This window comes from Nocardia sp. NPDC052316 (assembly GCF_044547795.1).
Classification (GTDB): Bacteria; Actinomycetota; Actinomycetes; order Mycobacteriales; family Mycobacteriaceae; genus Nocardia.
The window spans coordinates 563,379-584,782 of sequence record NZ_JBIUBB010000006.1; the positions used below are offsets into that span (position 1 = coordinate 563,379).

Genomic DNA, 21,404 nt, shown 5'->3' on the forward strand with positions numbered 1-21,404 from the left:
ACACTCGGTCTCGGCTGACGCGCTGACGCGTCGAAGAAGGAGATCTTGTGACTACGACAAAGCCCGTGCGCGAGCGGCGGGTCGTCGCGAACGTGCTGCGCGGATCCATCGGCAACCTCGTCGAGTGGTACGACTGGTACGTCTACGCCGCGTTCAGCATCTATTTCGCGAAAACGTTCTTCCCGTCCGGTGATCCGACCGCGCAGCTGCTGTCCACCGCCGCGGTGTTCGCGGTCGGCTTCCTGATGCGCCCGCTCGGTGGTTGGCTGCTCGGCCGCTACGCCGACAAGTACGGGCGGCGTTCCGCATTGACCCTGTCGGTGACGGTGATGGCGAGTGGCTCGCTGCTGATCGCGGTGACCCCCGGCTACCAGACGATCGGCATCGCGGCGCCGGTCCTGTTGCTGCTGGCCCGGCTGCTGCAAGGCCTCTCGGTCGGCGGCGAATATGCCACCAGCGCAACGTATCTGTCCGAGGTGGCCTCGGCCGGCAAGCGCGGGTTCTACTCGAGCTTCCAGTACGTGACGCTGGTCGCCGGCCAGCTCGTCGCCCTGGGTGTGCAGATCATCCTGCAGCAGTTCCTCGACAAGGCCCAGATGTACGACTGGGGCTGGCGCATCCCGTTCGTCATCGGCGCGGCCGCCGCGCTCATCGTGATGTGGCTGCGGCGCAGCATGGACGAGTCCGCGCAGTTCGAGGCAGCGGCGGCCGAGTCCGGTCCGCAGGGCACCGGAAAGGCCGAGGCGAGCAGTGCGCCGCGCGGCTCGCTGCGGATGCTGATGCAGTACCCCCGCGAATGTCTGCTGGTGGTCGGCCTGACGCTCGGCGGCACCGTGGCCTTCTACACGTACACGACGTACATGCAGAAGTACATGAAGCTGACCGTCGGCATCCCCGAGGAGACCGTCTCCTGGATCAACTTCTTCGCCCTGCTGGCGTTCGTGGTGTTGCAGCCCTTGGCCGGTGCGTTGTCCGACCGGATCGGGCGGCGCAAGCTGCTCATCTTCTTCGGCGTCGCGGGCACGCTGCTCACCGTGCCGATCATGACGATCCTCGGGCAGACCAAGAACCCGATCGGCGCGTGGGCGCTGATGATGGGCGCGCTGGTCATCGTCACCGGCTACACCTCGATCAACGCCATCGTGAAGGCGGAGCTGTTCCCGACCAAGATCCGCGCACTCGGCGTCGGCCTGCCGTACGCGCTGACCGTAGCGATCTTCGGCGGCACCGCCGAGACGATCGCCCTGACGCTGAAGAAGGCGGGCCACGAGTCGGTCTACTTCTGGTACGTCGCGGGATGTATCGCGATCTCGCTGCTCACCTACCTGTTCATGCGGGAGACCTCGGCCTCCTCGACCATCGAAGCCGAACAGGCCGCCGCCGACGCCGGAACTGGGACCGGCGCCGGGACGGTCGAGCCGGAACGTCGGCTCACCACTGCGTGACCGTCGGCCCGGCACACGCGCCGATTCTTCCGTCGTGGGAGGATCGGCGCGTGCGGCTTGCGGTGGTCGAAGATGACGACGGCGTTGGTGACGCGCTGGTCGAGGCGCTGAACGCCCGTGGATACCGGGCCGAGCGCAAACGGCGCGGCGCGGACATTCTGATGTCGCACCGCGGCTACGACGCGATCATTCTCGACCTCGGGCTGCCCGATGGAGACGGGCTGCAGGTGCTGCGGCAATTGCGCGAGGTGAGTCAGGTGCCGGTGCTGATTCTGACCGCGCGCAGCGACGAACGTTCGATCGTGCGCGGCTTGCGCGGCGGTGCCGACGACTATCTGGTGAAGCCGCCGCGTATCGCGGAGTTGATGGCTCGGCTGGAAACGGTCACCCGGCGCGCGGCCGCGGCGGCGCAACCGGCGCAGGCGGTGGTGCTCACCGGTGACGTGCGGGTGGATCTGCAGGCGCGCCTGGTCGAGGTGGCCGGCGAGCCGATCACGTTGACGCAGAAGGAATTCGAGCTGGTGCAGGCGCTGGTGGAGCGGCCGGGCGCCGCGGTGAGCCGCCAGCAGCTGATGGACCGGATCTGGGGCGACGCCTTCGTCGCGGTGTCCCGGTCGCTGGACGTGCACATGACCGGGTTGCGCGCCAAGCTGAACCGGCCGGGCCTGATCACCACCATTCGCGGCTACGGGTATCGGTGGGGGCAATGACCGGGGGCAGGCCATGCGGCGCCGCCTACTCATCGCGCTGACCGTGTTCGCCGCGATCGCGGTGCTGGCGTTCGCCGTGCCGCTGTCGTTGACGGTGGCCACCAGCCGGACCCAGCAGCTGGTGCTCGCCCGCTCCGGCGACGCCGATCGGTTCGCGAATCTCGCCGCAGCCGCCTCGGCGACCGGGGACAGTCGGGCACTGTCCGACGAGGTCGGTCGCTATCACGAGCTGTACGGCGAAAACGTGCTGGTGGTCGACGCGAAAGGGGCGACGACCGCCAACGGCGGCGCGGACATCGACGACCCGGAGATCGGTGCCGCCGTGGCGGCGGCGCGGCGCAATCAACGTCCGCACGCGGTGGCTCAGCTGACCCCGTGGGGTGCGCCGACCATGCTGATCGCGCGCCCGGTCGGCACCGGGGTGCAGGTGAGCGGGGCCGTGGTGATCCAGGCGTCCACCGCGCGGGCCCGCGCCGACATCGCGCGCACCTGGGCGTTGATCGTGCTCGGTGGTGTGATCGCGATGGCGCTGTTCACCTTGCTCGCACTGACTTTGAGCCGCTGGGTGCTGCGACCGCTCGGCGCGCTCTCGCACGCCGTCGCCGATCTCACCGCGACGCTGCCCAAGCCGCGCACCGAGCCGGTTGCCGCCGAGCGTCCGGCATCGATCGCTACGCACCACGGCGGCCCACCCGAGATGCGTGCTGTCGCGGAATCTTTCGACGCCATGGCGTTGGCCGTCGCCGATTCGGTGGACGCGCAGCGCCAGCTGGTGGCCGACACCGCGCACGCCATGCGGAACCCGCTGGCCGCGTTGACGATTCGACTCGACTCGCTGGAGCCCGCGATACCGGACAACGCGGCGAACACCTTTCGCAGCGCCGCGGCCGAGGTCGAGCGGCTGACCGCACTGCTCGACGGTCTGCTCACCCTCGCGGTCGCCGAAACACCCGCCGCCTTCGACGCGGCTCGGCTCGGGGCGGAGGACAACCATTGCGACGCGGTCCAGGTGGTCGCCGATCGCTTCGACGCGTGGTGTTCGGCCTACGACGCGGCGGGGCGGGAACTGCGAATCGGACCGTCGAGCGAGCACGCCGACGTCGCGGTCTCCGCCGACACGCTCGCCCAGATTCTCGATGTGCCACTGAGCAATTCGTGCCGCTACGCGGGATCCGGCGCACGGACCACGGTGACCGTGGCGGGCGAACCCGGCTGGGTCACCCTCACCGTCCATGACGACGGTGCAGGTGTGCCCGCCGACGAGATCGACCGGCTCACCACCCGCTTCTTCCGCGGCTCGACGGCCGTCAGCGGCGGCTCCGGCCTCGGCCTGCCCATCGCCGCCGCCCTCGCGCAAGCCCGCGGTGGGACGCTCACCGTCGAGACGGCCCACCCGCACGGCCTTGCCGTCCACCTCCGGCTGCCGGCTGCGGAGCGGCCATGAGAGTGCAATGGAACTGGTTGCTGGAGAACACGTTCGGTGTGGAATTCGAACGGCCTCGTCGCCCGCCTTCGGCTGATAGTCATCGAGCGCACATGGCCGAGCGCTGGAAGAGGTGGACGCGGGTGATGTTCGATGCGCTGTCTGGCAGGCGTCGCAGTCTGTATTCCAATGCTTTCGGCGGACCGCGCTCAACTGAACGCTGGAACTGGCGGCCGGTGCTCGGCCCGGCGGGCGAGTACCGAACTCGGCCGGCGGTGGCGCCGTGGTGACGATGGGGCGGCGGGGATTTCTCGCGCTGACCGGCGTGGCCGTGGCGAGCATCGCGGGGTGCGGGCCGAGCGGGGGCGGGCCGGTCGTGCGGTTGGCCTCCGGTGAGGTCGGCGGGTTCTATTACGCGTTCACGGGACTGCTCGCCGCCGCCGCGGCTCAGCAAGGTGACGTGCGGATCGAGCGGGTGACCACCTCGGGGTCGCAGGAGAACTTGGCGATGCTGGCGCGCGGGCAGGTGGATGTGGCGCTGGCACTGTCGGATTCGGTGGGGGATACAACGGATCGGGTGTTGGCGCTCGGCCGGGTGTACGAGAACTATCTGCAGCTAGTGGTGCGGTCGGACAGTGCGATCGGCAGCGTCGCGCAGTTGCGTGGCACCCGGGTGAATCTAGGCGCCGACGGGTCAGGGGCGGCATTGACCGGAGACCGGATCCTGCGGGTAGCGGGGCTGAATCCCGAAGTGGACGTGCAGGTTTCGCATCGCCCGCTGCGGGCGGCGATGGCGGAGCTGGCAGCGGGGGAGCTGGACGCGTTGCTGTGGGCGGGTGGCGTGCCGACGAGCGTGCTCGAAATCCCCGCGCGGATGCGGCTTGTCGACATGGGGGACCTCGCTGTGCCGATGCGGGAGCGATTCGGCCCGGTGTACGACCGGGTGGAGATCCCCGCCGACGCCTACCCCGGGGGTGTCGCCGTGCACACCATCGGAGTGGCGAACCTACTGCTCGCCGCCGCGTCCATGCCCGAGGAGGTCGCCGCGTCGATCGTCGAACTCCTGGTGTACCAGGCCGATTCGCTGGTGCCCACCGAAGCGGCGGGCACTCAGTTCCTGGATGGTCGTTCCCTCATCGGCACCGCGCCGGTCCCACTGCACCCCGGCGCCGCCGACGTGTACCGCCGCTGGCACGGCTAGCCTCCGGCGGCTTGACACCGCACTCAGCCGCACGCCTTCTGCTTTCCCGCGCAACGACTTGCGGCACCAACACGCGTGCGTCTGTCACAGCGTGTGCGGCTGTTCGAGGTGATGGCACGGTGGCAGCCGTCGGCCGGGCCGGCCTGCGGTTCAGCGAGCGGCGCTCAGGACCGGACCAGCCGAGCGATGGCGTCGGTGGCCTCTTTGATCTTGGCCTCCGCCTCCGGACCGCCCGCCACCGCGGCATCGACCACGCAGTGGCTGATGTGATCCTCGAGCAGCCCCATCGCCACCGCCTGCAGTGCCTTGGTCATCGCCGACACCTGGGTGAGGATGTCGATGCAGTACTTCTCCTCCTCCACCATCCGTTGCAGTCCGCGCGACTGGCCTTCGATCCGGCGCAATCGCTTGAGGTAGTCGTCTTTCGCGGTGATGTACCCGTGCGCGGCATGATCGTGCGCGGCGTGGTCCTGGGGGCTGGATGTCACCATGTCTCCTCGCTGGCTGCCGGTCTACGGTCGAACCGGGATTAATACCCCCCTAGGGTACATTTCTACGCCCGACTTGTCAGGTCAGCGCCTGTTCCGCGGCGTCACGCGGCCGAGCTGGCGCTCCGGCCCGAGTCGGCGCGGTGCCACCGGCTACGAGCACCCCGCCCGCCATCATTGTCGAGTACACCGACAAGGCTCTACCTGGCGTGCGCTCAGCGTTGCGGTACCCGTTGATCGGCGGACGCCCCGGGGACGGGAGAATCGGGGCATGAGTTCGCATGCCAGGCCCGCGCTCGCCGTCATCGGCGGCAGCGGCTTCTACGATTTCTTCGACAACGAGGCAACGCGCGTCGAGGTAGAAACTCCGTACGGGGCGCCGAGCGCGCCGATCGCGGTCGGTGAGGTGCAGGGTCGGCCGGTCGCATTCCTGCCGCGGCACGGCAAGAGTCACGAGTTCGCGCCGCACACCCTGCCCTACCAGGCGAACATGTGGGCGTTGCGTTCGCTCGGGGTGCGGAGGGTGTTCGCGCCGTGCGCCGTGGGCAGCCTGCGCGGGGACTGGGGTCCGGGCACGGTCGCGGTGCCGGACCAACTGGTGGACCGGACCTCCGGTCGTCCGCAGACCTATTTCGACGGTGGTGGTGTGCACGTCTCGTTCGCCGACCCGTACTGCGACGAACTCCGTACCGCGACGATCAAGTCCGCCGACGATGTGCTGCCGATGAAGGGCGCGGGCACGATGGTCGTCGTGCAGGGCCCCCGGTTCTCCACCAGGGCGGAGAGCCGCTGGTTCGCCGGGCAGGGCTGGGACCTGGTGAACATGACCGGGCACCCCGAGGCGGTGCTCGCCCGCGAACTCGAGATGTGCTACGCCGCAGTCGCTTTGGTGACCGACCTGGATGCGGGCCTGGAGGAGGGCGCCGGCGTGCACGCGGTCGATGTCTTCGCCGAGTTCAAGCGCAATCTGGTGCCGTTCAAAGACTTGATCCGCCGCTCGGTGGCCGCGGTCACCGAGACCGACACCTGCGATCGGTGCCGCGTTCATACCGGAGTGTCGCTCCCGTTCGAGTTACCCTGACCCATGCGGGGGTGCCGAACAAGGGTGCGGTGAATGAGAGTGCTGGTCACCGGCGCGGCCGGTTTCCTCGGAACACACGTGTGCAAGGCCGTGTCTTCCGCGGGTCATGAAGTAGTCGGCGTCGATCTGATGCTCGACACCGTGCACGGCTCGGACGCGGAGCCGCCCGACGGAGTATCGCGAGTCGATGTGCGCGACGCCGACGCGCTCGCGCCGCTGCTCGCGGGCATCGACGTCGTCTGCCATCTCGCCGCGGTCACCGCGGGCGCCGGTCCGGCCGACTTCGCGACACACAACGATCTGGGCACCGCCGCGCTACTCGGCGCCATGGAGCGGGCGAAGGTGCGGCGCCTGGTGCTCGCGTCCTCGATCTCCGTGTACGGCGAGGGGCGCTACCGCAGTGTGCGCGGCGGGCCGTTCTTCCCAGGGCTGCGCAGGCGGGCGGATCTGGATCGGGGCATGTTCGACCATCGCGCTCCGCGCACCGGCGACGTGCTGACCTGGGAGCCGGTGGCTGAGGACGCACCGCTGCGCCCGCGGGGGAGTTACGGCGCGAGCAAAGTGGCGCAGGAAAACTACGCCTTCGCTTGGGGCTTGCAGGTCGGCGGCGCGGTGACCGCGCTGCGGATGCATCAGGTCTACGGTGTAGGCGCGCGGGCCGGGATGGTCGGGCAGGTGCGGGCCGCGCTCGATGCGGGACGGGCGCCGCATGTGTTCGAAGACGGCGGGCAGGTCCGGGATTTCGTGCATGTGCGCGACGCCGCGGTGGCCGTGCTCGCGGCGGTCGAGCGGGCGTTGCCCGGTTTCGTGCCGCTGAATATCGCGTCCGGGCGGCCGATCACGCTGTGGGAGGTCGCCTCGATCATGGCCAAGGCGTGTGGTGGTCCTGCGCCGGTGGTGACCGGTCAATACCGGATCGGCGACGTCCGTCATTTCGTCGCCGATCCCGAACGGGCCAGGCGGACATTGGGTTTCAGTGCGGTAGTAGCACCGCAGCAAGGGTTGGCCGAGTTCGTGGCCGCGCCGGCGAAGGCCGTGGCAGGCTGACGGTTCACCGGGTTGTCGGCGGTGGATCAGTGGCTGACCGGTTCCTCCGTTGCGGGTTCGATGATCTCCAGCTGGACCAGGGCGAACTCGGGGGCCGGCGCGCCCGTCGTTCCGCCGGGCAGCGGCGAGGCCTCCAGGTCGGCGACGAGCCAGTCGCCGGTATCGGTGGCCATCCGCACCGCCGCCAGCGTCACCCGCTCGGCGCCGGAGCGGATGTCGTTGCGGGCGCGGACTATTCGGTCCCGGTCGGCGGGGTGTGGCACGGTGCGCTCGTCGGTGCCGCGACCCCAGCGCAACCCGGGCACCGGCTCGGTGACCCAGCGGATCAGCCGCACCTGGGCCAGGTCGACGATGGCGAGGTACAGGTTCGGCTGTGCGCCGCGCAGCAGATCCAGGGTCGCGGCCTCGAACGATTTGCGCTGGGGCGCAACACTATCGGTGACATCGACGGCGAGACCCAGCCAGCGGTACCGGTTCTCGTCAGGGTTGCGAGCGGCGAGCAGCAGTGTGCGTGGGCCGGTCCGCGCGCGCACGGTCGCCGTGTCGAGCCACCGGTCGCCGGGCGTGGATCTGGCCAGCGTGGCCACGAGATCGAGTGCGCCGTCGAAACGTTCGATCAGCTCGAAGGATTCGGCCCCGATCCACACGATGCGGCCGTCTTCGAAATGCGGTCCGAGGTCGTAGGGGAGGGCCTCGATCCGCCGGGCTCGCGCGTCGACCCCGAACGCGGCGACGCCGACCGGCGGTGGCGGATCGCCCGTGCCCACCCACAGTCGGACGGCGTGTACCCGCTCGTCGGGCCCGTGCAGCGGCAGCACCACGATGCGCTGGCCCGACCAGTCGTGCCGGGACTGCGGCAGTTGCTGATCGATGACCGTGCCGGTGGTGTAGGCGGTGGCGATGAGGGGCTGTAGTCGGGTGGAAACGGCGCGCTGGAACGACTTCCATTCCCGGGGCGCCGTGCCGACCGCGAGCAGCGACCAGGTATCGACGTGTCCGAGCGTTTCGATGAGCAACCAGCGCCCGAGTATCACAAATCCCCCCTCCCGAGTCGAACCCTATGCCACGGTCAGGCTGATAGCCAGTGCATATCGTGCCTGACTCGTCGAGGCCGACCGTGGACAGGGTCCGCTTACCCGCCTCAGCCCGCGAAGGCGGCGGCGTGCGCCCGCGCCCACTGTTCGAAGGTGCGTGGCGCGCGTCCGGTGACCTCCTGCACTGTGGGGTGCAGCGTCGCCTCGTCCAGGGTGCCGTCGGCGAAGAAGCTCAGGAAGGCCTCGACATAGTGCTGCGGCATGGTCACGGTGAGTTCCGCCCTGGTCTCCTCGGTGCTCAGCCCCTGGGCGACCAGCGGCCGGTCCAAAGTCGCGGCGAGGATGGCGATTTGGTCGGCGGGCAGCAATGCCTGCGGGCCCGTCAGTTCGAGAGTCCGGCCGTCGAGGTCGTCGCCGGTGAGCGCCAGCGCGGCGACGGCGGCGATGTCGGCAGGGTCGATCGCCCCGAACCGGACCTCGGGGAACTGCACCCGCACCACGTCACCGGCCGCGAGCTGTGGCAGCCAGCGCAGCGCGTTCGACATGAACGAGCGCGGCCGCAGGAAGGTCCACGCCAGTTCGGATTCGCGCACCGCCCGCTCGGACAGCGTCATATAGCGGGAGACGGCGTTGTCCATATCCTGCAGCGCCGCCGACGCACTCGACAGCAGCACGATCCGTTGCACCCCGGCCTTTTTCGCGCGGTCGAGCAGGTCGTTCTGGTTGTCGTAACCGGGCAGCAGGAACAGCGCACGCACCTCGTCGAGGGCGTCGACCATGGTCTCCGGCCGGTTCAGATCGCCGGTGACTGCCTCGACACCGGCGGGCAGCGTGGCCGTCGCCGGATCGCGCACCAGCGCGCGCACCGGCGTGCCGGACTCGCTCAGCGCCCGCACGACCTCGCCACCGATGTTTCCGGTTGCGCCGGTTACCAAGATCATTTTCTTCTTCCTTTCGGCCCGCCCCGCGCGCGTTAAGCTCACGCGATGGACACTCCGTTGCGGCTAGAGGTCATCGTGGCCAGCGTGCGTCCGGAGCGGTTCGCTCCGGTGGTCGCCGACTGGTTCCTGCGCACATTACGCGCGCATGAAGAGTTCGACACGGGCGTCATAGATCTCGCGGACACCCCGCTGCCGACCGAACTCACCGAGACCCCCGAGGTCGCGGACTTCCGGGCCAGGCTGGCCGCCGCAGACGCCTTCGTCGCGATCACCTCCGAGTACAACCACGGGTACCCGGCCGCCCTGAAGACCGCTTTCGACAGTGCGAAACACGAATGGCGCGCCAAGCCGATCGGGTTCGTCTCCTACGGCGGACTCTCCGGCGGCCTGCGCGCGGTGGAGCAGTTGCGTCAGGTGGTGGCCGAGATCCACATGGTCTCGATCCGCGAAACCGTCAGCTTCCACCAGGCGAAGAAGCAATTCGACGCTGCGGGCGAAACCGAGGACGGTGCCGCCATCGACGCCGCCGCCCGTATGCTGCGCCAGTTGTCCTGGTGGGCAAGGACTTTGCGGGTGGCGCGGAACGTCGACCCCTACCCGGGCTGATCGTTGTGCGGCGTCAGCCGGTGGCACCGACCGGTGCGCCGCGCCGCCCGCGCGGGTGGCCGATGTAGGTGGCTTCGCGAGGGATGGAGACCAAGGTGAGGTCGACCTGTGCGGTGCCGGTGCGCAGGATGACGTGGTTGCCGATCGCCGCGGGCTGGTGGATGGACAGGTCGGGGCGGGTGGCAGGCCAGCCCATCGGGTCGCCGGTGACGTAGATCGTGGTGACACCCGCGTGCGGGGCGGGCGCGAGGACACCGTCCACCACGGTCGCGGTGAAACCCGCGTCGGACTGGTGGGTTTCGACCGCGAGGGTCAGTCGCTCGGGGTTGCCGATGGTGGTGACCAGGTTCTCCCAGGCGTGTGCCCGGTCGGTGCGGATCAGGATGCGTTCGCCGACCGCGAGCGCGCGGAACACCAATTGCTGTGCGAGATAGAGCTCCCCGGCCACGTAGACAGTCGAGATGCCCGCGCCGACGATGCGGACCGCGACGCCGTTGCCTTCGTCGTCGGAACCGATCAGCTGACCGCAGCCCGAGGACGGCAGGTGCAGCGCGTCGATCACGTCGATCGGGTATTCGCTCATCGGAACGGTGGCGTCCACGCCGGGCACGGCGAGCGGCAGGTGTGCGAGCAGACCGTCGCGATGCCTGCCGTTCATCGACACCATGCCCGCGAGTTTGTGGCGCTCCGGCAGCTCCCGTGCGGTGAGCCGCCACGCGGCGCCGATGCTCACCGACTCCGCCGAGCTACCCGGCCGCAGCCGCACCGCCACCGTGGTGCCGCGCGAGGGCGCCACCCAGAGCTGGGCGAGCAGGTCCGAGCCGAGCCGCTTCGGGTCGACGGCCATGCCGATGTTCACGCTGTTGCCGATTTCGGCGTAGCGCCAACGATGTTCGAGGGTGCGCGGGTCGAAACCGCCGGTGATCTGCAGGACCGCCTTGCGGATTTCCGGTGCGGTCAGGATGCGGGCGTTGCAGTCGGCGTCTTCGAGCGTGCGCATGATGCGCTGGGTCGCGATGGTGACCGCGCGCGACGCGCCCTCCGCGCCGCCACCACGGCGGGCCGCCGCCTCCGGGCAGGCGACCGCGTCGAAGCTGATCGCCAACCAGACGGTGCGATGCGCGGTCGCGGGCAGTGGCCCGAGCAGCGATTCGTAGATCTTGCCTGCCGGGGTGCCGGACCGGCTGCGGTGTCCGTGGCTGACGATGTCGATGCCACTGAGCAGGATGTCGTGCTGATTCAGGCATTTCGCCAGTTCCGGCAGCGGTAGGAGGTGCGAGGCGTGCACGGTGTTGCGGGCGATCCTGGTCAGGCCGCCGGGAGGGGCGAGCACCTCCACGACCGTCACGACCCGGCTGCCGTCCCAGTACAGCCCGAGCGAGCGGCCGTCGGCGCCGCGGAAGTCGACGGTCTGGCCGATCGTGTAGTCCCGCTTGGTGAGGTAACGCCACCAGGTCGCGATCCAGTCGAGCACGGTGCGCTTGGCGATCGGGATCAGCGGAATCAGCGCGACGACGATGCCCACCCCCAGGGCAATCAACGGTTGCAGGCCGGCAATCAACGCAACCGCCCCCGCGATGAAGCCGATCACCTGCGCAACCAACAGATTCTGCAGCGAGATTCGGCCAAGGAGCGGCCGTGGTCCCGCCCCGGCAGGTTCCGCCATCGTCGTCCCCCAAGTACCCGGTGTCGGCCCATAATAGTGGGCGAGCTGAACAAGAGTCCTCGGGAACTGTACTGTGTTGCGCGAATGTGAGCACTGTTCGGGGGAGGAATAATGCCTTCAAAACCCACCACTCGGTGGCAGGTGAGCGGCTACCGCTTTCTGGTTCGCCGGATGGAGCATGCGCTGGTCCGCCGGGACGTGCGGATGCTGCACGACCCGATGCGCTCGCAGTCGCGGGCTTACGCGGCGGGGCTCGTTTTGGCGATCGTCGTACTGGCCGGTTGCGGTGTCCTCGCACTGCTGCGACCGCAAGCCAAGATCGACAACAGCAAGATCCTGATCGCCAAGGAGTCCGGCGGCGTCTACGTGCAGCTGGACGGAGTCGTGTACCCCACCCTCAATCTGGCCTCGGCCCGGCTGGCCGCCGGTGACGCGTCGAAGCCCGCGATCGTCAAGGATTCCGAACTCGGTAAGAAGCCGCGCGGGCAGCTGATCGGTATACCAGGTGCGCCCGGTGCCTTGAATTTCGACAAGGCGGGCAAAGGGCGGACGTGGACGGTGTGTGATTCGTTGAAAGCGGACGGCAGTGACGACCGCAGCACTTCGGTGTTGATCGGTGATCTCGAGCTCGGCGATAAAGCAGCGGAAATGGGCAACGACAAAGCCCTGCTGGTCAAGGGGAAGAACGCCACCTACCTCGTGTGGAACAAGACGCGCGCCAGGGTCGACATGAACGACCCGTCCGTCACCGGTCCGCTGAAGATCCGCGGCGCGACGCCGCGACCCATCAGCGAAGGGCTGCTGAACTCCATTCCCGAAGTGAATCCGATCGTGCCGCCGAAGATCGATGATCCGGGTGGGCAGCCCGACGGATACTCGATCAACAATCTGAAGATCGGCACCGTAGTTCAACTCGCAGGGAAAGCTGAGCAGAATTACGTGATCCTGCGCGACGGACTGCAGCAGATCAATCCGCTGACCGCCGAAATTGTCCGCAGCTCACAGCCGAACCCGGACCACAACACGACAATCGGCGACTTCGAGGCGAACCACGCACGCACGTCGAAGGCGCTGAAGGTGGACTCCTATCCCGCTGCCGCGCCGACGATCGTCCAGGCCAACTCTCGCCCGGTCAGTTGCCTGTCGTGGAAGCCGATCCCCGGCGCGGCGGGCAACGCCGACGTCGCCGTACGCGCCACGCTGTCGGTGATCGACGCCAGCGACCTGCCGATGTCGAGCAGCGCCAAGCTGGTGCCGCTCGCCCAGGCCGACGGCAAGGGGGACAACGTCGACTCGGTGTACTTCAAGCCAGGCTCGGGTGCCTTCGTCCAAACCACCGGCATCGAACCGGACAGCCGCCGCAAGGACAGCATGTTCTATGTGTCCGACACCGGTGTCCGCTACGGCATCAAGAACAACGATGCGGTGAAAGCGCTTGGTATGGACCCGGAATCGGGCGTGACGCCGGAACCCGCGCCATGGCCGATCGTGGGTCTGCTCGCCGGCGGACCGACCATGGGCCGCGAAGAAGCCATGGTCGCCCATGACGGTATCGCCCCGGATCCGAGCCCGGCCAAGCAACCCGTCGCCGCCAAGTAATCGGCTAACGGCCGTCCGCGACAACGGTCTTCGAGTTCCCGGAGTTGTCCTGCAATGCGGCGACCTCGGCGCGCAACGAACGGATCTCCTCGACCAGCGCGCCGATCTCCCGATCGGTGCGGTCGGCGGTCTCCTCGACCGTCTTGAGCTGATCGACAACCCAGCTGGTCGTGGTGCCGATGGCGAACGAGATCAGGCCGATGCCGAAGGTCATCAGCACCAGGGAGATCAGTCTGCCTTCCACGGTGACCGGGTAGACGTCGCCGTAGCCGACCGTGGTGACCGAGACCGCCGACCACCACAGCGCGTCACCGAAACTCAGCACCTTGCTGCCCTCCGCGCCGTATTCGGCGTCGAAGAAGGCCAGGCTGCACAGGAAGAGCACCAGTATCGAACTGGTTCCGACGAACACCGACAGGCGAGCCCGATGGCTCAGTGATTGCCGGTTCAGCGTCCCCAGCACCAGCACCGCGGCGCGGACCAACCGGAGTGGGCGAAACGGCGGGATCAGCACGATCAGTAACTCCACGGGATGGGAGCGCAGGAACTCCCAACGTCGCGTGGACAAGGCGAACCGAGTCACGAAGTCGATCGCGAACAGTGCCCAGATGGCTATGTCGATGCGGCTGAGCCAAGCATCCAGCTCTGGTGAGGCGCCGGTATCGAGCACGTACCAGGCGTAAATCGCGAGAAAGAGCACGGCGAGCATCATCATCGGCACGCCGGTGGCCTGCTCCCACGCCTCTCGGCGGCTCAACTCCCGGGTATCGGGCGTGCCGTCGGCTGCTTGTTTTTGCTGCTGCATGGGAACTACCTGCGTTGATTCGTATCCGGCACCTTATGTACCGCGATTCGCTGTGCAGACGCTACATGCCCCGCAGCCGATGTTCGGTCGAACCCGCGAGTCGCGCTTCGGCGGCGATCGCATCGGCCGCCGTGTTCGCGGCCGCTGTCGGCGGCTTCGCTGTGCTCGGTCCCGGGCAAGCCCCTTCTGTTACATATCGTCGCCGGTGACGCCGAAACGCCGCCGGATCGGGAAGGACGCGAGCATGCCGAGCGTGAGCAGGATCGCGACGGTTGCGCTGCCGATCAGGGCGATATTGCGGGCTCGGTGGTCCGGCGGTGGTGCGGGGGCGGGAACCGCGAGTTGGATACTGCGGGGGCTGGTCGGCTGCTTCGGCGGCAGGGTAGCCGGGACCTCGTTGGTCAGCGCGGCTACCGGGTCGACGGCGCCGTAACCGACGTACGGGTTCCATCCCTCCGCGGGGGCGTGCGCGGTGGCTTGGATGCGTTTGATTACTTCCAACGCGGTCAGCTCGGGAAAGCGGGCGCGCACGAGCGCGACGACGCCGGCGACGTACGGCGCAGCAAAACTGGTGCCTTTGAGCGGTGTGACACCGCCTTGTGGATTGACGAAACCGTTGATGGTGCCGGTGCCGCGGGCATCGAGGGACACGATGTCCTCACCGGGCGCCGCCACACCTACCCACGGTCCGGGCACACTGAAAGTCGATGGTTGCCCATTACGGTCGATGGAGCCGACGGTGAGGACATAGTCGTCGTAGCGAGCGGGGGTGACGTTGGTGCTCAGGTTCTTCCACAGGTCACCGCTCGGGTTGAGCGGATCGATCCCGGGATTGCTTGCATTGCATCGTTGTTCCTTGTTACCGGCCGCGACCACGATGACGGAGTTGCGCTCGAGCGTGGCGTACCGCAGTGCGGCGCCCAGCGGTCCATCGGCGGGATTGTAGGAACCCTCGGTGCACAGGACCAGCGAGATGTTGATTACCGTCGCGCCCCAGTCCGCTGCTCGGCGGACCGCGGAGGCCAGCGCGTTGATATCGCCGTAGCCGTCAGGTTGATCCTCGGGTCGCTGTTCGCCGGACCGGCCCTCGCGCTGGAACACTTTGCTGGTCTGCCGGATCGTCAGAATCTTGGCCTCGGGTGCTACGCCGGAAAACCCTTGGCCTTCAACCTGTTTCGCGCCGATTATGCCGGCGACAACGGTGCCGTGCCCATCGCAATCGCTGGTTCCGTCACCACCTTCGGCTACGTAGTCGCCACCGGCATCCAGGTCGGGTAGGCGTGGATGACGCGAAACGCCGGTGTCGATAACCGCAACCAGTTGCCCCGCGCCCCGGGAGAATTCCCAGGCGCGTGGAAGATCGAGCGCCAGCTGAGGTGCGGGAGTGGCGAGGCCTTCTCCGCCTTGCTGGGTGCTCACGCACGGGGTGTTGGACTTTTGCTCGGTCTTTTCCGGCGGCCGTGCCGGGTCACCCGGCGGCAGCAATGCCGGATTGACCGGCGGCGGCCGATCAGCAAGTGCCACACCCTGACTCGCTCCCACCCCGAACGAGACACTCAGTGAAAGCACCGCCGCTGCCGCGCCGGCGCGCAGGATCCGGTTCACAGCCCGCGGACGAGGGAGTAGAGGCTGGCCACCCAGAAGACCAGGGGGAGGACGGCGGCTACGAAGGCGTATTCGAGGAGTTCGACGCCGCGGCGCATGGGCGGGGTGGCCGACTGGTTCGGGATGATGATGCCGAGGATCAGGGCTGCGATGAGGATGACCATGGCGGCGCCGAAGACCGCGAGGGGCTGGTCCATCGCGAAACCGGCGCCTACCAACATGATCAGCACGATGCCCGCGCCGCCCGCGATGAGCACGACGGCCTGTTCGGCACCCGCGTAGGTGCGGCTGCGGAACATCAGAACCACCGCGCAGACCAGGGCGAGCGCGATGCCTTGCCAGTACGGGCTCTCCGACTCATGGTCGGTGCTGGCGAGCGCGCCGACGACGGTGACCAGGGTGGTGGCGGCGACCAGGCCGGCCAGGTACATGCGGGCGCGCTCGGACTTCGCCCGCAGTGCTTCCATGGTGGGCAGGGCGCGGTGATCGTCGGGGTCGTCTTCGGTCGGGTCGATCGGGGTGCCGGGCGAAGGGACCGGTGGCAGTGGCAGTTTGGCCAGCAGCATGGAGATCCGCGGTGCGAGGGCGAGACCGGCGAGTCCGAGGGCGGCGGCACCCGCGCCGATCGCGCGTTCCGGCTGCGCGGTGAGCATCCCGACCAGGGCGGCGGGTACCGCGTAGATCGCGAGGGTGGCCGCGCCGATGAACAGTGCGAGTCCCACGCCGCTGACCCGCCAGGCCAAAACCGCGGTGGCGCCGAACAATACGGCTCCGAGCAGGATGTGCGGCCAGCCGTAGTGGTCGGGTACGTAGAGCAGGCCCGCGGCCAACGCGGGCGGCAGCGCGCAGCCGCCGAGCACCAGTGCGGTCGAGGTGTCGCCGTACATGCGGCTGAGCACCATGGATGCGATGACGAGCAGGATCGCGACGGCGAGCGCGACCGAACCGCTGACCCAGGAGGGCAGGGCATCGGGGGAGAGCAGCAGGCCGAGACAGCCGACGAGCATGGTGAGCGCGGCGAGTACCGAACCGGTGATCCGCGCGACCTTCGGGGTCCAGCTGCGGTAATGGTCGGTGTCGGCGATCGCGACGTTGTACATGATGTCGTCGAACAGCGGCGTCGGCGCGGTGTGCGAAGCGCTCTCCAGCATGAGCAACTCGCCGTCGCGGACACCGTGCTCGCCGAGGCTCAGCGAATTGGAGAAGGGAGGATGACCGATTCGGGCGAGCACCCACTCGGCAGGCTCGAAGCGCTCGCCCTCGTTGTCGAAGTCGTTGCTGCGGCTGTGTTGTGCGACCATGTCGACGACGCTCGGGATCACCAGGGCAACGGGCACGTCGACCGGGATCGCCATATCTACCTGGGTGTGTTTGGCGAGAATGGTCACCCGGGCGAGATCTGGTGCGCGCACGATGCCGTGCGCGGAGTTTTCATCGATGTGGTCAAGTCGCGCGTGCGTCAAGCTTCCCCCAACTCGTCTTCTACCTCGTATTTTCGCAAACTCGAGAGCCGACGTCGAGTTTGCGAACCCACGTTTCGGGCAGCAGAATGCTGGTCGAACTGTACGACATGTCCGCTGGTGCCTCTACACTGAGCCGGAATCACAGCAGTCGAGGAGGGGGATTCTCGCACCATGAGGGAGCGTCGCGTCCGAATCATGTGCCAGCGCGCGGTGCGCACTCCGGTGCCGAGCGGTAGCGAGGTGCGGGAATGAGTACCGTCCGGTTCCAGCGCCGCGCGCGCCGGGAGATGCCGCGCTCGCCCGGCGGCGAGGTGACGCTGCAGCCGCCCCCCGAGATTCCCCGGGTTACCCCCGGCAATCTGCTGATGAAGCTGATGCCGGTCGTGATGATCATCGGCATGGTCGGCATGATGGCGCTGCTGTTCACCCAGGGCGGCGGCATCGGATCGAACCCGATGAGCATGATGTTCCCGCTCATGATGATGTTCTCGATGGTCGGCATGTTCGCAGGCCAGGGCGGCGGCAAGGGGGCCAAGGCCGCCGAGGCGAACGAGGACCGCAAGGACTATCTGCGCTACCTCGACCAGGTGCGCCGGGACGTGGACAACACGGCCACCCAGCAGCGCGCCTCGGTCGAGTGGAGCCACCCCGAGCCCGGCCTGATCTGGATGCTCGCGGGCACCAGCCGGATGTGGGAGCGCCGGGCAGGCGACAAAGACTTCTGCCACGCCCGCATCGGCGTCGGCGGTCAGCGGCTGGCGACCCGACTGGTCGCGCCGGAGACCGGACCGGTCGAAGAGCTGGAGCCGATCGCCGCCGTCTCGCTGCGCCGCTTCGTGCGCGCGCACTCGACCGTGCCCGATCTGCCCACCGCGATCGCCGTCAAGGGTTTCGCGACCATCGCGCTGGACGGCGACCGGGTCGAGGCCAGGGACATGACCCGGGCGATGTTGTTGCAGCTGTGCATGTTCCAGGCCCCGGACCAGGTGCTCGTCGCGGTGGTCTGCGGTCCGGACACCGCGCGGGAATGGGAGTGGACCAAGTGGCTCCCGCACACCCAGCACCCCGACGCGCAGGACGGCATCGGCACCCAGCGCATGTTCTACGGCTCGATCCGGGAGGCGATGGCCGGGCTGCAGCCGCTGCTCGGCAACCGGGTCCGCTACTCGCGTAATCAGCCTGCCAACGCGAACATGGTGCACATCGTCATCATCGTGGATGGTGGCCTGCTGGAGGCCGAGGAAGATCAGCTGCGCGAATCCGGCTACGAGGGCGTCACCATCATCGATCTGTGCGGGTACGCACCGCGGTTGGCGGTCTCGCGCGGCATCAAGATGATCGTGGAGAACGGCGAGTGCGTCGGCCGCGGCGCGACCGGTAACCAGGAGCGCTTCGCGCTGATCGACCGGATCAGCCCACAGCAGGCCCAGCAGGTGGCCCGCAGGCTCGCCCCGTACCGGGCGGCGACCCAGCGCAGCAGTGACGTGGAAACCGATGACTCCGAGGTCATTTCGACCTGGAGTCAGCTGATGGGCCTCGGCGACATCGGCTCGTTCAACCCCGAACATGCCTGGCGGCCGCGCTACGGCAGGGAGCGGCTGCGGGTGCCGTTCGGCGTCGGCGCCGACGGCCTGCCGGTCGAACTCGATATCAAGGAAGCCGCCGAGAACGGTATGGGCCCGCACGGCTTGTGCATCGGCGCCACCGGTTCCGGTAAGTCGGAGTTCCTGCGCACGCTGGTGCTCAGCCTGCTCGCCACCCACTCGCCGGACCAGCTCAACCTGGTGCTCGTCGACTTCAAGGGTGGCGCGACCTTCCTCGGACTCGACAGCGTGCCGCACGTCGCGGCCGTCATCACCAACCTGGAAGAAGAAGCCGACCTCGTCGACCGCATGAAGGACGCGCTGGCCGGTGAGATGAACCGCCGCCAGGAGGTGCTGCGCGCCGCGGGCAACTTCGCCAACGTCTCCGAGTACGAGAAGGCCCGCGCGGCGGGCGCCGACCTGGATCCGCTGCCCGCGCTGTTCGTGGTGCTCGACGAGTTCTCCGAACTGCTCACCCAGCACCCGGATTTCGCGGAGCTGTTCGTGATGATCGGCCGGCTCGGCCGCTCGCTGCACGTACACCTGCTGCTCGCCTCGCAGCGCCTCGAAGAGGGCAAGCTGAAGGGCCTGGAAAGTCACCTGTCCTACCGGATCGGCTTGAAGACCTTCTCCGCCAACGAATCCCGTCAGGTGCTCGGCGTCCCCGACGCCTACAACCTGCCGAACAATCCCGGTGGCGGCTACCTGAAGTCGGACTCCGGTGAGATCGTGCGCTTCCAGGCGTCCTACGTCTCCGGCCCCTACGTCGGCGGCGGTTCGCAGCGCGACATCACCGTCGCCACCCAGTCCGGCGAAATCGACATCAAGGCACGGCCATTCACCGCCACCCACGTGGATTTCCGTGCGGTGGACCGGGTTCCGCTGCCTGCCGAGCCCAGCGCCGCCGACCAGCAGACCGAGGACGGCGAGCAGGTCTCCAACGTGCACATGCTGGTCTCGCGGATCAACGGCCACGGCCGCCCCGCGCACGAGATCTGGCTGCCGCCGCTGGACGAGGCACCCACGTTGGACCAGCTGATCCCGCGCTCCATCTTGACCGGCGAATACTCCGCGGTGGCCACCCTGCGCGCGCCGATCGGCATCGTCGACCGGCCGTACGACCAGCGGCGCGATCCGCTGGTGGTCGACCTGTCCGGTGCGCGCGGCAACGTCGCCGTCGTCGGTGGCCCGCAGTCCGGTAAGTCGACCGCGCTGCGCACGCTGATCATGGCCATGTCGTTGACGCACACCGCCGAGCAGGTGCAGTTCTACTGCCTCGACTTCGGCGGCGGCACGCTGATGAGTCTGCAGGGCCTGCCCCATGTCGGTTCTGTGGCAAGCCGATTGGACGCGGACCAGGTCCGGCGCACCGTCGCCGAGATGACCACCATCGTGCGCCAGCGCGAGGCCCGGTTCCGGCAGCTCGGCATCGAGTCGATGACCGAGTTCCGCAGGCTGCGCGCGATGGATCCGTCCAGCAGCCCGGCCGCGACCGGCGCGCACGAGGATCCGTTCGGCGATGTGTTCCTGGTGATCGACGGCTTCGGCTCGATCCGCCAGGACTTCGAGATGCTCGAACAGGTGATCATGAATCTGGCGGTGCAGGGCCTGTCGTATGGCGTGCACATCGTCATCGCGCTGGCCGGTTGGCGAGAGGCGCGGCCGGCGCTGAAGGACCAGATCGCCACCAGAATCGAACTGCGCCTCGGCGATCCGATGGATTCCGACCTCGGCCGCAAATTCGCCTCGATGGTTCCGCAGGCCCGTCCCGGCCGCGGCATGACGCCGGACTGCTTGCACATGCTGACTGCGCTGCCGCGCGTTGATGGCAGCTCGGACCCGGCCGATATCGGCCAGGCCGTCGGCGAGGCGGTCTCGACCATCGCCCGCCTGACCCCGGGCCGCCCGGCCCCGCCGGTGCGCATGCTGCCCGAGGAGCTGCCGCGCGAGCAACTGCTCTACCTCGCGGGCGACTGGCCGTCACAGGTCGACCGGTCGGTCAAGTGCATGCGAATCCCGATCGGTATCAACGAAGCCGAGCTGGCCCCGGTCTACCTCGACTTCACGGTGAGCCCGCACTTCATCATCATCGGCGATACCGAGTCGGGAAAGACAACGCTGCTGCGCTCGATCATCGAGGGCATCGCCGCATCGAATACCCCGGATCAGGCGCGGATCATCATGGGCGACTACCGGCGCTCGATGCTCGGCACGGTGCCGGAGGGTTACCTCGCCGGCTACGGCTCGACCGCACCTCAATTCACCCAGAACATGGCGGATCTCGCCGCCTACGTCAGCAACCGGACGCCGGGTCCCGATGTGACGCCGCAGCAGCTGAAGGACCGCTCATGGTGGAGCGGGCCCGAACTGTACGTCATCGTCGACGACTACGACCTGGTGGCCACGTCCAGCGGTAACCCGGTCCAGGCGTTGGTGGAACACCTTCCGCACGCCCGTGACCTCGGCTTCCACCTGATCATCGCGCGGCGCTCCGGCGGCGCGGGCCGGGCCATGTTCGAGGCCACGCTGGCCAGGATGAAGGACCTCGGGTCGGCCGGCCTGATCATGAGCTGCAGCCGGGACGAGGGTGTGCTGATGGGAACGACGCGGCCGAGCCCGATGCCGCCGGGCCGTGGCACATACGTCACTCGGAACACCGAGGGCCTGATCCAAACGGCCTGGATGCCGCCGCAAACCTGATGGCTAC

16 protein-coding genes are annotated in these 21,404 nt (G+C 68.2%); 9 read left to right on the plus strand and 7 right to left on the minus strand.

Going from position 1 to position 21,404, the window contains the following annotated elements; genetic code table 11:
- The first annotated feature begins 47 nt into the window (after positions 1–47).
- From ACIHA7_RS30185 to ACIHA7_RS30200, 4 genes are all read left to right on the plus strand, one after another.
- Positions 48–1,445: an MFS transporter gene (locus tag ACIHA7_RS30185; RefSeq protein ID WP_397294291.1), complete on the plus strand. Its 1,398-nt coding sequence runs from the start codon at positions 48–50 to the stop codon at positions 1,443–1,445.
- 50 nt (positions 1,446–1,495) lie between these two features.
- Complete coding sequence (locus tag ACIHA7_RS30190; RefSeq protein ID WP_397294292.1) at positions 1,496–2,155, plus strand: response regulator transcription factor; 660 nt, start codon at positions 1,496–1,498, stop codon at positions 2,153–2,155.
- 13 nt (positions 2,156–2,168) lie between these two features.
- The gene (locus ACIHA7_RS30195) at positions 2,169–3,599 is read left to right on the plus strand and encodes a sensor histidine kinase (protein WP_397294293.1); all 1,431 of its coding nucleotides are present in this window, start codon (positions 2,169–2,171) and stop codon (positions 3,597–3,599) included.
- 271 nt (positions 3,600–3,870) lie between these two features.
- Positions 3,871–4,779: a TAXI family TRAP transporter solute-binding subunit gene (locus tag ACIHA7_RS30200; RefSeq protein ID WP_397294563.1), complete on the plus strand. Its 909-nt coding sequence runs from the start codon at positions 3,871–3,873 to the stop codon at positions 4,777–4,779.
- Between the two features lie 164 nt (positions 4,780–4,943).
- On the opposite strand, the gene ACIHA7_RS30205 is transcribed toward ACIHA7_RS30200, so the two are convergent.
- Complete coding sequence (locus ACIHA7_RS30205) at positions 4,944–5,267, minus strand: metal-sensitive transcriptional regulator (RefSeq protein ID WP_397294294.1); 324 nt, start codon at positions 5,265–5,267, stop codon at positions 4,944–4,946.
- Positions 5,268–5,538: 271 nt separating this feature from the next.
- Between ACIHA7_RS30205 and ACIHA7_RS30210 the strand changes: the two genes are divergently transcribed.
- Positions 5,539–6,348 carry an S-methyl-5'-thioadenosine phosphorylase gene (locus tag ACIHA7_RS30210; RefSeq protein WP_397294295.1) on the plus strand — a complete coding sequence of 270 codons (810 nt, stop codon included), beginning with the start codon at positions 5,539–5,541 and terminating at the stop codon, positions 6,346–6,348.
- Between the two features lie 33 nt (positions 6,349–6,381).
- A complete protein-coding gene (locus ACIHA7_RS30215) occupies positions 6,382–7,395 on the plus strand; it encodes an NAD-dependent epimerase/dehydratase family protein (RefSeq protein ID WP_397294296.1) in 1,014 nt (337 codons plus the stop codon).
- Positions 7,396–7,421: 26 nt separating this feature from the next.
- On the opposite strand, the gene ACIHA7_RS30220 is transcribed toward ACIHA7_RS30215, so the two are convergent.
- On the minus strand, positions 7,422–8,411 hold the full coding sequence (locus ACIHA7_RS30220; RefSeq protein ID WP_397294297.1) for a GAF domain-containing protein: 990 nt from the start codon (positions 8,409–8,411) through the stop codon (positions 7,422–7,424).
- A gap of 125 nt (positions 8,412–8,536) precedes the next feature.
- Positions 8,537–9,370: an NAD(P)H-binding protein gene (locus tag ACIHA7_RS30225; protein ID WP_397294298.1), complete on the minus strand. Its 834-nt coding sequence runs from the start codon at positions 9,368–9,370 to the stop codon at positions 8,537–8,539.
- A gap of 45 nt (positions 9,371–9,415) precedes the next feature.
- Between ACIHA7_RS30225 and ACIHA7_RS30230 the strand changes: the two genes are divergently transcribed.
- On the plus strand, positions 9,416–9,976 hold the full coding sequence (locus tag ACIHA7_RS30230; RefSeq protein ID WP_397294299.1) for an NADPH-dependent FMN reductase: 561 nt from the start codon (positions 9,416–9,418) through the stop codon (positions 9,974–9,976).
- A gap of 13 nt (positions 9,977–9,989) precedes the next feature.
- On the opposite strand, the gene eccE is transcribed toward ACIHA7_RS30230, so the two are convergent.
- On the minus strand, positions 9,990–11,642 hold the full coding sequence (gene eccE, locus ACIHA7_RS30235; RefSeq protein ID WP_397294300.1) for a type VII secretion protein EccE: 1,653 nt from the start codon (positions 11,640–11,642) through the stop codon (positions 9,990–9,992).
- A gap of 111 nt (positions 11,643–11,753) precedes the next feature.
- Between eccE and eccB the strand changes: the two genes are divergently transcribed.
- Positions 11,754–13,241 (plus strand): type VII secretion protein EccB, encoded by a 1,488-nt coding sequence (eccB, locus tag ACIHA7_RS30240; protein WP_397294301.1) that lies wholly within the window; start codon positions 11,754–11,756, stop codon positions 13,239–13,241.
- 4 nt (positions 13,242–13,245) lie between these two features.
- Here eccB and ACIHA7_RS30245 read toward each other — a convergent pair whose 3' ends face one another.
- The 3 genes from ACIHA7_RS30245 to eccD all read right to left on the minus strand — a co-directional run bounded on the left by ACIHA7_RS30245 (position 13,246) and on the right by eccD (position 17,114).
- Positions 13,246–14,046, minus strand: a complete 801-nt coding sequence (locus ACIHA7_RS30245) for a potassium channel family protein (protein ID WP_397294302.1) — start codon at positions 14,044–14,046, stop codon at positions 13,246–13,248.
- Between the two features lie 189 nt (positions 14,047–14,235).
- Positions 14,236–15,651: a type VII secretion-associated serine protease mycosin gene (gene mycP, locus ACIHA7_RS30250; protein WP_397294303.1), complete on the minus strand. Its 1,416-nt coding sequence runs from the start codon at positions 15,649–15,651 to the stop codon at positions 14,236–14,238.
- The gene (gene eccD / locus ACIHA7_RS30255) at positions 15,648–17,114 is read right to left on the minus strand and encodes a type VII secretion integral membrane protein EccD (RefSeq protein ID WP_397294304.1); all 1,467 of its coding nucleotides are present in this window, start codon (positions 17,112–17,114) and stop codon (positions 15,648–15,650) included. Before eccD ends, mycP begins: the two co-directional genes overlap by 4 nt.
- 248 nt (positions 17,115–17,362) lie before the next feature.
- Here eccD and eccCa point away from each other — a divergent pair, with 248 nt between their 5' ends.
- Positions 17,363–21,397, plus strand: a complete 4,035-nt coding sequence (gene eccCa, locus ACIHA7_RS30260) for a type VII secretion protein EccCa (RefSeq protein ID WP_397294305.1) — start codon at positions 17,363–17,365, stop codon at positions 21,395–21,397.
- Positions 21,398–21,404 lie beyond the last annotated feature (7 nt).